This is a genomic window from Chryseobacterium sp. NRRL B-14798, from assembly GCF_050470705.1.
Taxonomy (GTDB): domain Bacteria; phylum Bacteroidota; class Bacteroidia; order Flavobacteriales; family Weeksellaceae; genus Chryseobacterium; species Chryseobacterium cupriresistens.
Genome location: NZ_JBFLUL010000005.1, coordinates 4100591 through 4116206 on the forward strand (window position 1 = coordinate 4100591; position 15616 = coordinate 4116206).

The 15616-nt window shown below is 34.5% G+C and carries 15 protein-coding genes; 4 read left to right on the forward strand and 11 right to left on the reverse strand.

Annotation, left to right across the window (positions count from 1 at the left end; translation table 11 throughout):
• Positions 1 to 15 precede the first annotated feature (15 nt).
• From AB1278_RS18725 to tssO, 11 genes are all read right to left on the reverse strand, one after another.
• Positions 16 to 417, reverse strand: a complete 402-nt coding sequence (locus AB1278_RS18725; RefSeq protein ID WP_202843212.1) for a hypothetical protein — start codon at positions 415 to 417, stop codon at positions 16 to 18.
• 343 nt (positions 418 to 760) lie between these two features.
• Positions 761 to 1396 (reverse strand): PepSY domain-containing protein, encoded by a 636-nt coding sequence (locus AB1278_RS18730; protein WP_202843214.1) that lies wholly within the window; start codon positions 1394 to 1396, stop codon positions 761 to 763.
• An 88-nt stretch (positions 1397 to 1484) separates the two neighbouring features.
• Positions 1485 to 2021 carry a hypothetical protein gene (locus AB1278_RS18735; protein WP_123278824.1) on the reverse strand — a complete coding sequence of 179 codons (537 nt, stop codon included), beginning with the start codon at positions 2019 to 2021 and terminating at the stop codon, positions 1485 to 1487.
• 119 nt (positions 2022 to 2140) lie between these two features.
• Positions 2141 to 2749, reverse strand: coding sequence for a hypothetical protein (locus AB1278_RS18740; protein ID WP_238349696.1), 609 nt, complete (start codon positions 2747 to 2749; stop codon positions 2141 to 2143).
• 6 nt (positions 2750 to 2755) lie between these two features.
• On the reverse strand, positions 2756 to 4084 hold the full coding sequence (locus tag AB1278_RS18745) for a hypothetical protein (protein WP_238349697.1): 1329 nt from the start codon (positions 4082 to 4084) through the stop codon (positions 2756 to 2758).
• A gap of 62 nt (positions 4085 to 4146) precedes the next feature.
• Positions 4147 to 6078, reverse strand: a complete 1932-nt coding sequence (locus AB1278_RS18750) for a type VI secretion system Vgr family protein (protein WP_429816304.1) — start codon at positions 6076 to 6078, stop codon at positions 4147 to 4149.
• A gap of 174 nt (positions 6079 to 6252) precedes the next feature.
• A complete protein-coding gene (gene tssD, locus AB1278_RS18755) occupies positions 6253 to 6660 on the reverse strand; it encodes a type VI secretion system tube protein TssD (RefSeq protein WP_062675339.1) in 408 nt (135 codons plus the stop codon).
• Positions 6661 to 7016: 356 nt separating this feature from the next.
• Positions 7017 to 9422 carry a type VI secretion system protein TssR domain-containing protein gene (tssR, locus tag AB1278_RS18760; RefSeq protein ID WP_429816308.1) on the reverse strand — a complete coding sequence of 802 codons (2406 nt, stop codon included), beginning with the start codon at positions 9420 to 9422 and terminating at the stop codon, positions 7017 to 7019.
• 47 nt (positions 9423 to 9469) lie between these two features.
• A complete protein-coding gene (locus AB1278_RS18765; protein WP_110011661.1) occupies positions 9470 to 10381 on the reverse strand; it encodes a PKD domain-containing protein in 912 nt (303 codons plus the stop codon).
• A gap of 48 nt (positions 10382 to 10429) precedes the next feature.
• Positions 10430 to 10954 carry a type VI secretion system transmembrane protein TssO gene (locus AB1278_RS18770; protein ID WP_110011660.1) on the reverse strand — a complete coding sequence of 175 codons (525 nt, stop codon included), beginning with the start codon at positions 10952 to 10954 and terminating at the stop codon, positions 10430 to 10432.
• Between the two features lie 11 nt (positions 10955 to 10965).
• Complete coding sequence (gene tssO, locus AB1278_RS18775; protein ID WP_395972643.1) at positions 10966 to 11502, reverse strand: type VI secretion system TssO; 537 nt, start codon at positions 11500 to 11502, stop codon at positions 10966 to 10968.
• 179 nt (positions 11503 to 11681) lie between these two features.
• Here tssO and AB1278_RS18780 point away from each other — a divergent pair, with 179 nt between their 5' ends.
• The 4 genes from AB1278_RS18780 (at position 11682) to AB1278_RS18795 (ending at position 15538) form a co-directional block, all read left to right on the forward strand.
• The gene (locus AB1278_RS18780; RefSeq protein ID WP_047429454.1) at positions 11682 to 12353 is read left to right on the forward strand and encodes a response regulator transcription factor; all 672 of its coding nucleotides are present in this window, start codon (positions 11682 to 11684) and stop codon (positions 12351 to 12353) included.
• 319 nt (positions 12354 to 12672) lie between these two features.
• Positions 12673 to 12963 carry an HU family DNA-binding protein gene (locus AB1278_RS18785; RefSeq protein ID WP_002984212.1) on the forward strand — a complete coding sequence of 97 codons (291 nt, stop codon included), beginning with the start codon at positions 12673 to 12675 and terminating at the stop codon, positions 12961 to 12963.
• A 368-nt stretch (positions 12964 to 13331) separates the two neighbouring features.
• Complete coding sequence (locus tag AB1278_RS18790; RefSeq protein WP_110011658.1) at positions 13332 to 14891, forward strand: Rne/Rng family ribonuclease; 1560 nt, start codon at positions 13332 to 13334, stop codon at positions 14889 to 14891.
• A 179-nt stretch (positions 14892 to 15070) separates the two neighbouring features.
• Complete coding sequence (locus AB1278_RS18795) at positions 15071 to 15538, forward strand: OsmC family protein (protein ID WP_429816317.1); 468 nt, start codon at positions 15071 to 15073, stop codon at positions 15536 to 15538.
• Positions 15539 to 15616 lie beyond the last annotated feature (78 nt).

Below are 15616 nucleotides of genomic sequence, written 5' to 3' on the forward strand. Positions count from 1 at the left end.
AGTATGGTTAAGTTTTTATTGAAAATGATAGGATTCACCATTTTCAAGATAAGGTTTGTAAGCTCTTAACCATATTCCAGTTTCCATATATTTTGCAATCCCCGTTTTACTATCAACCCATATTCCACTTGTTGAAGCTTCTGGAACTTTCGGATGAAAATAAGAGGTAAAAACATAATTATTGTCTATTATAAAGAAGCTATAAGATTCAGGTTTCTTATTATTTTTTATAGCAAAAGCTGCTTGAATCTGTTTTGCTTCGTCAGGTTTTATGTTTGCAGTATTAATAAAATCTTCTGCTTCCTTAGTCTCATAAAGAATTACTTTATGATTATCCAAAAATTTTTGCTCTTTACTTTTGCATCCTAACAATGAAAATAAACTACATATTAATGCCATGTAAATTAATTTTTTCATAACTACCTAATTTATAAAAAGAATCTCCATGATAAATACTTATTCTGTATACAGCTTTAGAAGCAGAAAAGATTTCTTTTCTTTCCTATGGAGTTTCAATACATCTGTCATCATCTTTTTCTTAGAATTCTGTATAGTAATCTTTTCAAATTCATTAGTAATTTTTGGAATCATTGTCTTTTGTAATTCCTGCGATTGAAATTGAGTAAAAAAAACTAACCCAGCTAATATTATTATTTTATTCATAATATTCTTTTTGTACATTGATTGTTTTTCAATAATACAGTGTATATGTTAATGACATTCAAAATGTAATTCCCACTGTTAGTTCATAACTAAAAAATCAATTGTTTATAAATTCTGACTCTCTTCTTGAAATTACTTTACCGGAAATACCATCCAAAATTATATTTTCAACACGATTCGACTTCTTTAACCATTCTATTTCCCAAATAGGTTTTTCATTTTCTATTCTTCTTGAAATTATAGTATGAAAACCTGTACTTTGTAATACCGGACCTTTTGTAATGGGAATAGCTTCTTTTTCACAGAATTTTAAAATATCTTCAAATGTATATTTGTAAGGCTTATCATAATCAATCTCTTTAATCAGCTTTCCATTTTCATCAAAACCATACCAAATTCCTTTTTGAAAAGGAGCTCCCCAAGGAACATTAAACATGATACCTTTATCTTTTATATTTCCACTGGTGTAATAAGATTTAGATATCATAAAATAGGAATCTTTATATGATTCGGTATAATATTTACCAGAGTTTGCCATACTCATTTCAATATAGTTTCCATTGGGCAGAAACTCTCTTACAACATCAGTTTCTTTTTTTGTTGATTTACTAAATTTATCTATATCAAACTTTTCAAATTTGTTACTAATTTTAGGGATCATTGTCTTTTGTAATTCCTGAGATTGAAATTGAGTAAAAAGACCCAACCCAACTAATATTATTATTTTATTCACAATATTTTTTATAGGTTATTGTTTTTTTACATTGGGAAAAATAAAAGTATAACAGTAAAAAAAAACTTTTAATTTCATAATTTAAAAGCTACTTAACTTCATCAAAAAAAAGCTGGTTATACTTTTCTATCGTTTTATCATCTGAAATATTATTAGCTTTATAAAAATCGTTTTTTGGCATCAATGTTTTCATAAATCCATGATGCTTAACCACATCTGATTCTCTTCCGATATAAATAACATTTATACTATTATTTTCTTCATTCAAATAAATATGATTAATATGATCATTTGCATTTCTCATTACATTTTCAAATTTCAATATATTAACTAATGAATCTTTATAAGAAACATAAAGTTCATAGGTAGCACCTGCTTCCGTTTCTGCATTTATGTCATATTCTTTTCCTAAAAACAATAATGTATTTTCAGTTTTTGCTCCTCTATCATCTATCTTTATGATATTAATTTTAGTATTCTTCAATATATCTTCTTTTCCAAATACTTTAAATGTTTGTTCATTCATTTTTGTACAAGCTACAGTAGTTATTAATAATAATTGTAAGAAAACCTTAACGATGGTTGTTGAAAATCCCTTGATGTGTTGATTTAATAAGTTTTCCATTTTTATAGCAATTCATATTGTTAACTTTTAAATATCTTACCATACCAGCCGTTCTTTTTTCATCAAGGCTTCTTGCTAAATTAAATGCTCTAGTAATCTGTTCATAAAAGTATTAGCAATTATGGGTTATAAAAAGGTACTGTATTCTTTTGAAGCTCTTTTCCTGTTTTACCATCCAGAATGACTTCTTCTATTTTGTCGCCAGCAATTTGATGAGAAATCCGCCATACTTTTTTGCCTTCCAAATCTCGTTTTAGTACTCTTGTCTGATAACCTGAATCATGATAGCCTTTTGGGAGATTAATTTTATTTTTTTCGCAGTATGAAATAACATTTTCAGGTTTAAAATCGTAACCTTCATCCGTGTTTTCCTTCTTCACAAGTTTACCAGATTCATCATAGTAAAACCATATGCCTATTTCAGTACCATTATTGAACGTAATTCCTTTTTCCTTAATTTTCCCAGTCGGGTAATATAGGACGGTATGACAAAAAATATCATCTTTCTTGTATACCTGTTTTATAAATCCATATGATTGTTTATCCTCTAAGACAGTAGCATTATTAGACTTTAAAATCAAGGTTCCTCTTACAGAATTTTTTTGAAAATTTTCAATATCAAATTTTTCATACTTATTGTCAACAATTGGTATCATATACTTATCTATTTTTTGAGACTGGCATTGTATAAATATACTCAACCACATTAACATTATTATTTTATTCATAACTATCTATTTTATAGATGAATTGGCTTTTTTCCATTGCCAGTAATATAATGAACATCGCTTATTATCATTTCCTCCATGATGCGAATAGTCCAGTAAATTATCTGTCTTTTTATATTCATAAGTATATAACGCATGAGAAGACGCTTCTTTATTGGAAAATGTATGGGCTAAATTCATAGAATGAAGAAACTCATGGGCTGCAGTCTGATCATTTTTGCTTTTAAATACCACTACATAATCCGCTCCATAATTTGAATAGCCAGAGACATGTCCTCCTCCTGCATTGTAACCATGTTCTGCAAAATAAAAAGCTTTGAAATGCTTAGTATATTTCTTGGGATAGACTTTTTCCAATTGAACTTTCAAATAATCCTGCAATTCTTTTCCACTGCTCTTTTTATCAGAATCTACTTCTCCATTGGTTACAAAATCAACAAAATTTTTGTCTGTCGTTAAATCTAATTCAACAATATCAGAGTCATTAGATAACTTGATATATGCTTGCTCGAGATACTGATTAATCCTATTTTTCTCATCATTTATTGAGGGCTTTTCTTCTTTTTTTGAAGATATAGCGGGAGTTTTTATTTCCACAAATACAACATCTTTTTTCTTTTGTTTAGTATTATCATTTGCCCAGACATTTAGTTTTCCTACAATAGCCTCAATGGTTTTCCCATCTTCAGTTTTAAAAGCTTTTAACTCTATAGTTTGGTTACTTGTAAACTCCTTTATGCATTTGATTGTCACTTCATAATCATTCAAAGATATTTTCTTTTTCCCTTTTATCTCTATTTTATTTGGAGTAAAAGTAAAATAATCAGACTTTGTAAATTCCAAATAATCAGCCTCCTGTTGAATTTCTGCAAAAAAAGTGATCTTAACTTCTTTATCTTTTATAATGGACAACCATGGTATAAAATATTCTTCCGGAATATCTTTTCCAGTATTTTTATCTTTTTTCGTTTTCCATAAAATAGAGAAAGGATTATATTCTTTTTTAAGGTTATTAAACATTGTTTCATCAATCTTAAAATATCCCTTATATTTATTACCATCTTTTACTTTCGTAGTAAATTTAGCATCCTCATACTGATAAGCTATAATATCACTAAACTTTTGATCATTAAAAAGACTGGTATCACCTATTCTCATCCAATCAAACCCAAATTCTCCTTTCCATCCCTTATTAGGTCTGAACTGAACAATAAGTTGAATGGGCTGAGGAGCTAATGGAGGAGATTGTGGCGTATTATGACTCACTCCTTTATCATTACCCTTTTCAGAAATCCATTTCATGGCACGTGAAATAATACTCTCCTGAGAATACATATTATGATTTTCATGAGAGATTTTGTTGTAGGTGCCTTTTACAATTCTCGTTCTGCTCATAATTAATAGGCTTTAGATCTTTCTCCGCTGTTGTTTTGTACTTCTTGCTGGGCGTGTTTATTGATGGAAGCATTGGAGGTAATGTTAATTTCTTTTTCAGAAATTTCATTTCTTTCCTTCTTTGTTTCGCTGTATACATCTCCTTCAATAATTTCAGTAAGTTTACCCGTAATGAATGTACTTACATTTCCTATAACCGAAGTAAGTTTCATAGCGCCTACAGTCTCAGTATTATTTAATCCGATACTATCAGACTTATTCATTCCCACCGTCGTCGTCATATTCTCTCCTACATTAATATTCATATTCTTACAGTTCAGGGTCATGGTTTCCGGTGCCGTGATATTGATATTACTGCCCGTCGTATCCAGATGGATCTCATTGCCGCTTTTGTCTGTAATAATGATACTTTCATCTTCTGTGAAAACGATTCTGTGGCCGCTTCTTGTCTGAATAGATTTCACACGGTTTTCAGCTCCTCCACCAAGGCCTACTCCGCCATGAAACATTCCTCCCATTACAAATGGTCTGTCCGGATGACTGTGTACGAAATTAACCATCACCTGATCGCCTACCTCGGGAATAGCTACATAACCACGATTTTGAGTGATCTGATCGGTTCCTCCTGCATCGGGGCTCATTACTCTTACAAAGTGAGTGGTATCATTCATCTGCCAGTCGAATCTTACCTGAACTCTTCCCTGTCCTTCCGGATCAGTATTGGAAATTACCGTTGCAATCTGTGGCTGAGCAGCCGGTACCGTAAATTCCGGTTTGGGCAGAAAACCCGTGTCTGCTGCAATGGATTCGAAAGTTCCTGTGTAATGTCCGATCGTATCAATTTCATGAACGGCTTCTGTCACCATAACCTTCGTAAAATAAGATGTTTCACTGCTGTCCGGTTTTCTCATATGAATATCAGCAATACATCCGGGATGCAAAAAAGGAACGGTTGTAGATCCGGAAACCGAAAATACATTAACCGCTTCACTTCCTGACGCGCTTCTTTGAGAATGCTCCACATCCAGGTGTGTTGTTGCTTTAATAGGTGCAACCTGCAGTGCCGGAGTTTTATATATTTTATTGTTATGGCTATATGCTGTACGGGCCAGATCACTTAAATGGTCAACCGGAGTTTCCCCGGAAGTCAGTTTTTCATGTTTACTGCTGTTATAGCCATAATACTGAGGTTTTGTATGAACCGCTTTTAGTTCTACCCTGATATGATCCGCATTGCTCCCATATAATAATTTTATAGGTTTATTTTGTGGAGGAAGCTTTCCAAAATGCAAAACTTCGCCATCATAGTAAAATTGTTCTCCATAAGCTTCTGCCATTCTCGACAGATAATTATAATGGGTTTCGTTATACTGGCTGCTGTAAATGATCTGGGAATAATCATTGGTATCGACTCTTATATCAAACCGTTCTTTATCTATTCCCTGCTGTATTACTTCTTTGGCTATGATTCCCATATTAACGGGCTGGCTGCCGCCAAAGCTCTGGATATGCGGAGCACCGTCCAGCAGGATCGTCGGGCTGTATCCGGAAAGCACAATATTTCCCAGACTCATTTTTTCCTGACTGAATCCTACTTTGGTAATAACCCCAACAAAATTCCTTTCCGGACTTTTCTCAATATCTTTGTAGGAAATAACAGCTGTAAGACGTTTTCCCAGAAATTTATTGGCTTCCTCAAGGGTATGGCTCTGCCGGTCTCCCAATGCATCGTGAGCGAGAATAAGGTTGAATTCGTGATGGTGACCCGCTTTCTGTTTAAGAGTGAAATGCTTATAGTACTTAATAATTTTACCTTCTACAACCAGTGATAATTTGACCAGCCGGTTGATCCCTGCGTGATGATTCGCGGATATCCCGTCCGCATTCTGAGATGGACGGAAAGAAGATCCTTTGGTCTTTGATTCGGTTTTCATATGCTTTGTGTTTGTGTTTAGTATTAAAGATAACAATATTTTATATAACAGACATTATATAAACACGTTATAAAATAAAATTCTCAGGTTATAATTTTTCTTTCAGGCAAAAAAAGACCGTCTTAAATAGGGACAGTCTTTCTTCTTATGAATGTTGATAATGTGTGTCAGTATTTAGCTGGATGGCCATAGCCCGGCGTATTGAGAAGTACCATAGTCTATTGTTTCAGCACTGATTACGAAGCTGATCAGCATACTGTTGCTGTCGATGGCGTCGAAATCTACCTGATGCTGGATTACATATCCGTTCTGCCATTTCAGTGTAATCAATGTTCCTTCTTCGTGAGATTTGTTAAAAGTAATCTCTCCTACAGTCGGCTTATATTTACCGTTCAGCAAGCTTTCAAGGATATCTGATTTTTCAGTAGCTTCTACTGTAACCTTGATTAATGCGTTGGAAGGATCTGATGCTACACGTCCTGAAACATCTGTAGATCTGGAAACGCTGTAATTCATTTTTAACAGCTTTTGCCCTTCTCCATTATTGAATTTTAAGATTCCTCTTGAATTTCTTTCGGCCATGATTAGTAAATTTAATCGTTAGTAATATTTTGTGATTCGGTGATTGTGTTAGCAAATATAGAGGCTCTTTTCCGCTAAAAAAAACTTTTCCCTATAAATCTGAGATTTTGTAGTAGTTCTACGATTTATTGTCGTAATTCTACGACAATGGATTTATCAACCTTACGATAACAACCATAAATACAGCGTTTTAAATTATTTCTCTTTTTTTAGATAAAAAATAATTTTACACATCAAAGAGAAATAATGAGGGTTCAAAGTTTAAAAATTTAAGATTTAAGGTTTGTTGATCTGTCTTTATACTACAAAAAAAGCAGAAGTATATACTCCTGCTTTTGATATCATAAAAAATGTTTTTAATGCTTTGTGTATTCCGGTTGTTCTGTTGGAATTCTGGATGGAGTAAAGTACTCATTAAGCCAGTAGAAAGTCTGTCCGTTCTGCTGAATTTTTACAGCCGGGTTGTTTCTGTTGGCAAGCATTCTGTCTGCTAAATTTTTATAGTGCTGGAAATAATTTCTTACTGTTTCACTAGGAACTACTTTTGATTTTTTCCAACCTTTCAGCTTATATTTAGCCATCAATTCTTCTTCAGAAAGATCAAATCCGGTACTCATTCCGATCGCATAAGACATTGGCAGCTCATAAAGTGCTCCTTTATCTAAGAATTTTATCGTAGGATTGTACTTCTTCAGTAATTTAACATACTCTTTAATAGCTCTTCCCTGATTAAAATCTGCACGATCTGCCTGAGTATTTCTGTATACTTCCGTGTAGAAAGCTTTTAAGTTATCATATTCCGATTCAGAAATAAGGATTCCCTTTTCTATTGCCGGAGTAAAATCTTTCAGATCTTTTGGAATATATCCTTTTACAAGGAATGGGCTTCCATAGTTGATCAGCTGTGCGGCAATTCCTGCAGAAACCGGATTGGTAAGTCCTGGATACAGATATTTATATTTTAAATCCACATCTGTTCTACCTGCTCCTACGGATGAATGGAAGTATTCATTAAGAGATTTATCAATAGTCTGATTATCCAGAGTAACCTGTGCAATAAGGCTGTCAACAGATTTTTTCAGGAATCCCGGAGTCGTAATGTCTCCTTTCTTAGGGAAAATAACGAATCCCTGAGACATACTCTGTTTAGGGTAAGCTAAAGAGAAGAATCCTGTATCTCCTTCCACAAGGCTGAAATTATTCTTGGTAAGCACATCATTTTGGTTGATGATCTTTTGTTTTTTAAGTTCAGCAATATTTTTGGCTGTATTGGTAACCACATTTTCCGCCATCAATACAAAATCATTGTAGGTATCTGATGATCTTGCACTGGTCTGGAACATGATCAGTCTTGCCTGAGCCTGGGTAAGAGAACTGATTACACTGTACATATTTCCGCTTTGGTTGGCAGAAGTTCCTACAGTAACAACGATATTGGTTTCATCAGGAACGTTTGAAAGAAGGTTTCCTGCTGCCGTAAGAGCCTCTCCTACCGGCTGATAACCGCTATTGCTGGCACAGTTCATTTCATTCGTTTTCTGATCAATAAATGATGAAATCTTACTGTAATCTGTGCTTAAGCTGGATACAGAAACATTATCTCCGCAAGGATTGTTCTTGTATAAAACCGCTCCATATTTAACATTGCTAAAATAGGAAGGCTTTTCAAACCTAAGCTGAAGATCCTGTAACAATGATTTTACAATAGGTGCATAAGGCGCATTACCGGCACTTACATCTAATGCAAAAACAATATTAATGTTTTTATCTTTTTCCGTGATCTCTCTGTAACGGTCGAAATAAATCGGTTCACCCAGTACATTGGATACGAAATTCTTACTGTAATCTAAAATATTGGTGAAATATTTTGTCTTGGTATCAGGTGTTGGAGCCTCTTCTAAAGGAAGATTTACCGGGAAGATATTTTCCAGCTGTGTTCTTTTATTGACATCGGTAAGAAGAATAGCTGTTTTGTTGGACGCATCTGATGCTGATCCACCCGGATGCCCTTCATGAATTCCCAGCGTTGTATCGGTAATTCCTGTTGTATTTTTAAGTCTGATAGCGGAACGTTCTCCCCAGGTGGAGATTACATTGGAGCTTACCCAGCCGTAAAGTCCTTTATTGATACTGTCCATATCAACAGATGGTTTTTTACCTACCAGAAAACGTTTATTATTTTCGGCCATTTTGTACACATATACAATTTGTCCGTTAGGAATTTTTACATTGGCTGTTTCAATAAGGCTTGGTGAGTTGAACACCATAATAGAGTCGTTTTTATAGTATCTTTCAGCATTTCTGATGACTTCGCTGTTATTAGGTACTACTGCCACTCTTACAGGATAACCTGTCTTTTCACTTTTTAAAGCGTTATTCCAGAGAAGGAGATCAGACTCCTGAATCCAGCCATATGTTTTGATCGATTTTGACGAAACTTTCTTCATTAAAGCATCCGGAACATATTCCGCTACTTTTACCATTCCGTCTCTATGTTTTAAAACCATTAAAGGTTCAAGGAATTTTACTTCTTTGTAAGACTTCTCATCATCTTTATCCAGATAAGCCGTATTTCTTGACCGGTCTGAAATAACGATCCATGGCACTGACTTTTTCGGATATCCGTTAACGACAGGGGATGCATCCACCTGCCCATACTGTGAAGGCTCCGGGGTTTTCTTTGACGGCAGTTTTACCTGACAACTCGTCAATAATACTGTTAACCCTATATAATATGCTGCTAGAGGAAATTTATTTTTCATCCTATTTAATCTTTTTATGATTGGTACATCCGTAAGACCGGATGAAATTATTTGCTTTGATTAATATCTACTTTAGTTACACAGTTCTGTGTGTCGTCCAGGTTTACTTTTACCGTCTGAATCACTGTATTCTTGTCAAACTGAAGGCCTGCACAATACATGTAGAAGTTATTCACTTTGCTGTCATTTACTTTTACCACTGTATTTTCATTGTTACACAGATAGGTTTTCAGCAGGTAATTGTAGTGCATATTGAAACTGTTTCCGTTGGCAATCTGCTGCAGGTGATATTTAAAATCATTATCTACTTTGGCATAAGAGTCTTCCACTGAAACTTCATCTTCAGCAAGAGCATCATAAGCAGGAAGAATTTTAATACGGTGATAAATAGGATCCTGGCTTTGTTCTGTGTAAAGAGTCACCAGATACTCTCCAGGTTTTTTATAGGAATAGATGGTAAATTTGTCCTTAGCATCTGTATTTCCGGACTCACCGAATTTCCATGCAAACTGTTTTGCATCAGAAATAGCACGGAAGGTCACATTTTCATTTTGCATTGCCTGACTTACGGCTTCGATAGTTGTTTTTGCCGTTGCAGTATCTTTTGGTTTCTGAACGCTTCTTGCGCTTACCATTACAGGGAAAGATTTCGTGTACTTGTTGTCGACGATCAAAATCACCTGATAATATCCCGGTTTATTATAGAAGTGAATACCACTGTTTTTATCTGAAGTTGTCCCATCTCCGAAATTCCATCTTTTGGTTTTGGCAAACTGGGTTTTATCTTCGAATAAAAGCGTGTCTCCTACCGCCAGTGAAGACGGATAAACCACCCCAACAATATCATCTGCTGAATGTATTACCTTTTTCTGCAGCCACAGAGCAACCAATGCTGCGATCAGCAAAGTTGCAATAACACCGATAATAATGTTTTTCTTGTTCTTTTGAAAATAATTCATAGTTAGTAATTGTGATGTGTTTTATGTATGTTCCTAGTATTTATTTGCTTACTGCATTCTTGCTTTCAGATCCTGCTCGCGCTGATAAAGCTTATTCTGCTTATCTTTAAATCCGATTCTGCATTCATCCACCTGTTTCTGGAAAATTTTAATGTCTTCAGAAGTTGTTGAAATGACTTTTTTGTCATCAAAATACATTTTATAGAATTTCGCGATCTGCGGATAGGCATCTTTACGGATATCCACAACGTCTGTACTGTTGAAATAGCTGTTAAGGTCGTTAACGCCCAGCTGGATATTATTTTCGATAAAAGGCTGGGGTCCGTCGTCGGTAAGTTTGGTGATCATGGTATAGGTACTGTCCATGATAGGAAGAACAACTTTCTGATGTTGTTCAAATTCGGCTTTCTGCTCAAGATTCTGAATACCTCTTACATCTTCATCAGAAAAAGGGGATTCAAATCCTTTCAGAAAGATCACTCCTAAAAATAACATGGCAGTCACCAGCATCAGTATTAAATAAAAAAACTGATAATGCCTTTCTTTTTTCGATAATGTGATTTGTCCTTGCATATCTTTTCTTTTTATCTTCTCCTTCTACTTCCTGTAAAATTTCTCGTAGGGTCTTTCCGAAGTTCGTTGTTGGTTACTTTAATCTTGCCCATGCATTCATCAAGATCCCGTAAAACGGTCTTTTTCTGATACTCTACTTCGATGATCTTTGCTTTTAAAGTCATCATCGGTACAATCTGCTTCATCAGTACGGCATAATGTTTAAAGCTCTGCACACTGTCTTTACCCATAATATTTTTGGCATCTCTCACATTATCCATAATACTGGTTCTCAGAAATACCTCATTCTCCACCTTATTGATGCTAAGCTGGTTCATTTTGTCGTAAATATCATCAATGTGATCCTTAAGCACGTCACTTCGAAGCATCAGTTCTTTATACGCTTCAGCTTCACGGCTGATTCCTTCCCGCTGTATATCATAACTCTTAAAAAAGAGAAATAAGCAAGCAAAAGATACAACCGACAAAACGACAAATGACAGAATAAACTTCCAAATGCCCGTTCTGACGTCAGATTTGTTTAATTTTTTTTCCCTGTTAGAAGACATAATTTGCGATTTGTTTGGCCTGTGAAAATATAAAAAAAAAATTTTATGCACAATACGTAATTTCCCCAACCCTGTTTCGTGAAAACCCTGATTAAATTAATATTAATTTTCACTTTGATAAGTTTTTCATAAATTAGACCTCTGAATTTTAAATATCATTCGCCAAATCGATATTAAGAATGAGTAAAATATTATCTAATACCGTACGTTTTTCCATTGCTGACAGTGATTTTTATTTTAAAAAAATAATGATCAAAACACTTATGGAAAATCCTTTCTATATGCTTCTGAATGATTGTAACAATGGGCATGAGCTGGTAAACAGAATCTACAGAAGACAGGAAGATGTGTTCATTATTGAACTCTTTATGCCGGTATTAAGTGGAATTGAAGCTATTAAGTATATCAGAAAAAACAATACTGAAACCCCTATTATTACGTATTCCGGCACTTATCAGGAAGATATGGCGGAAATCCTTTCAAAGATTCCCAATATCTATTACTGTCAGAAAAAAAGCACCATTATAAAGGATATTATTAAAGGAAGTATTGCGTCTGACGACTTCGACTATCAGGCTTATTCCAAAGAATGGGAACAGCAGCCGCTTGCCGTACAGGAATATATGGACAGGCAGAAAAAAGGACAGGAAGAACTTTCCCCATCTGAAATACAGCTCATGAGGTTCTGCTATGAAGGATTCAGCAATAAAGAAATTGCAGAAAAGCTCAATCTCAGTACCAGAACAATCGATACCTATATCAACAGACTTACTGAAAAGCTGGGATTGAAAACCAAACTTCATCTTATCCGCTTCTGCGTAGAAAACGGATATTATAATTCCAGTTTATAAAAAAATCTGATTTCAATTGAAAAATTCAATTCCGGACGGATGGTCAAGGGCAGATAACGGATCTCAAAAATAGTATGCTAAAGACCATAAAGTGCTGCCAGACCTGTTATAACCAGCATTTATTAAATTTTGTTCATCAATTTTTTGTACCTTTATCCGGTTACATTATTTTATTGTTAAATTATCACCATCCTGCCTTAATATAGTGTATACATAAAAAGTCCAACTCTTTGAATAAAAATATTTTGCCACTAATTTGCTAGTATTCAATTTTTTTAACTAAATTTGCACACCTAAAATTTAAAATTAAAATAAGGAAATGACAAAGGCAGAATTGGTAAACACCATCTCAAATAAGTTGGGAACAGAAAAGAATGAAACACAGAAAGTTGTAGAAGCTTTTATGCAGGAGATCAGAACTTCTATGTATAATGGGGATAACGTTTATCTAAGAGGTTTTGGATCTTTTATCATTAAAACAAGAGCTGCTAAAACAGGAAGAAATATTTCTAAAAACACTGCAATTGAGATTCCTGCTCATAACATTCCTGCTTTCAAACCTTCAAAATCTTTTGTTGAGAAAGTAAAAACTAAAGTTGCAGTAAAATAAGAACATTAACTGAATATTAACTAGTTACTAAAAAATTAAAATTATGCCAAGCGGAAAGAAAAGAAAAAGACACAAGGTTGCGACTCACAAAAGAAAGAAAAGAAGAAGAGCAAACAGACATAAGAAAAAATAATCTCTTTTTCTCGAGATTTACAATATAATAATATAGTTGGTGGATTTAAATTTTTAAAGTTCACTAACTATATTTTTGTTTGCAACTATAAGATTCCGCGGAAAACGGAGGGTTTCAAATATTATTTTAATAAAAATATAATGGTTTTCATTCAAAATCCTTATATTTAATAGATGAATTAATCGATAAAAAACATCCACTTCCTATAATCTTAACAATTTTATCTTATTAAAAAATGAAGAAAGAACTAATAGTTTCGCATGAAGATGATCTTACAAAGATTGCGCTGCTGGAAGACGGAAGACTATGTGAACTTCATGAGCAAGAAGACAAAAGCGATTTTATAGTTGGAGATCTGTTTATAGGAAAAGTAAAAAAACTTGCCCCAAACCTGAATGCAGCATTCGTCAATATCGGATATGACAAAGATGCATTTCTGCATTATCAGGATCTGGGACCTCAGTATCTTACGTACAGAAAGTTTTTAAAAGATACTATTTCTAAAAAACAAAGCACTTCGAGCTTAAAAAATTTCGAGATACAACCCGAAATAGACAAAAACGGAACGGTAGACAAAGTAATTGCCAAGGACGATCTTGTTCTGTTACAAATTACCAAAGAACCTATTTCTACCAAAGGTCCAAGAATTTCTACCCAGATTTCATTAACAGGACGTTTCCTGGTTTTAATTCCTTTTGACAATAAAGTTTCTATTTCCAAAAAAATCAGAAGCTCTGAGGAAAAAGAAAGACTGAGAACCCTTATCGACAGTATTAAGCCTGAAGGATTCGGAGTGATCATCAGAACAGTGGCAGAAGGAAAAAAAGTAGCCGACCTGCATAATGACATGAACCAGCTGGTTCAGAAATGGGAAAGTACTTTCAAAAACATCCAGAGAAATAAAGTTCCGTCTAAAGTTTTAAGCGAAGAAGACAAAGCTTCAGCTATTTTAAGAGACAATTTTAATCAGGACTTCGTCAATATCATTTGCGATGATGAGCAAATGGTGAACGAAATGAAAAATTACATTGAAGTAATTGCCCCTGAAAAGAAAAATATTGTCCAGTTTTATGATTCCCATATTCCACTTCTGGAATATTACAATGTTGAAAAACAGCTTAAACAGAGCTTCGGAAAACACGTCAACATTCCGAGTTCCAAAGGAGCCTATCTTGTTATTGAGCACACAGAAGCACTTCACGTAGTGGACGTCAACTCCGGAAACAATATTACAACCGGAGCAGCTGTCAACAAAGAGCATGCACTGAAAGTGAACAAAATGGCTGCTACAGAAATCGCAAGACAACTTCGCCTCCGCGATATGGGAGGGATCATCGTTATCGATTTCATAGATATGCCGAATTCTGATCACAGAAGAGATCTTTACGAGCATCTTAAAGAGGAAATGAAGCGCGACAAAGCACGCCACAAAATCCTTCCTCCAAGTAAATTTGGTCTGATCCAGATCACCAGACAGAGAAACCGTCCGGAAAAACAGATCGACACCAAAGAAGAAAACCCGAACAAAGACGGAGAAATTGTAGCTCCTATTGTTATCGTAGAAAGAATGGGTGAAACCTTAAGAAATATCCTGCAGAAAGAAAAAGGAAAAATCTACCTGCACGTACACCCATTTGTGGAAGCCTACCTTACAAAAGGCATTAAAAGTATCCAGATGAAATGGTTTATCAAATACAAAAAGTGGGTAACCATTGTTCCAAGGGATTCTTTTAAATATTTAGAATACAAAATCTACAATGCCAAAAAAGAAGAATTGATAGAATTCTCTAATTAAAAAATTTAAAACCTTCAGTTTTCTGGAGGTTTTTTTATTACCTTTCTTGCTATAAGTTTCGGCTAAAGCCAATAGATGTTTTTTGTTTATGTAGGCGGGCTAAAGCCCACCCCTATTGAATTTTAACAGCAAGATCTTTTATCTTTTATCTTTTATCTTTTATCTTTTATCTTTAAAATATGAAAAACCACCATTACAAAATGAACATCCAGTGGACGGGAAACCAGGGAACAGGAACCAGCGGTTACAGAGATTACGGGAGAAGCCATACTATTTCAGCAGAGAATAAAGTTGTAATTGAAGGATCATCTGATCCGGCATTCCGTGGCGACCGGACGAAATATAATCCTGAAGAAATGTTTTTATCTTCACTTTCCTCCTGTCACATGCTTTGGTATCTTCATTTCTGTTCTGAAGCAGGCATTATTGTTACAGATTACACTGATGAAGCAACGGGCATCATGGCAGAGACAGCTGGTGGCAGCGGCCACTTCACAGAAGTAACTTTGCATCCTAAGGTAACTGTTGCAGCAGAATCCATGAAAGAAAAAGCAGAACAGCTTCATCATAAAGCCAACGAATATTGTTTCATTGCCAATTCCGTCAATTTTCCGGTACAACATCTCCCTGTTATTTCAGTTAAATAATTACCCTGTCAGATTAAGGGTTTAAAGCTTTAAATCCTGATATTTCACAGGTTAATTAATGTTAAGGCATTTATTTCT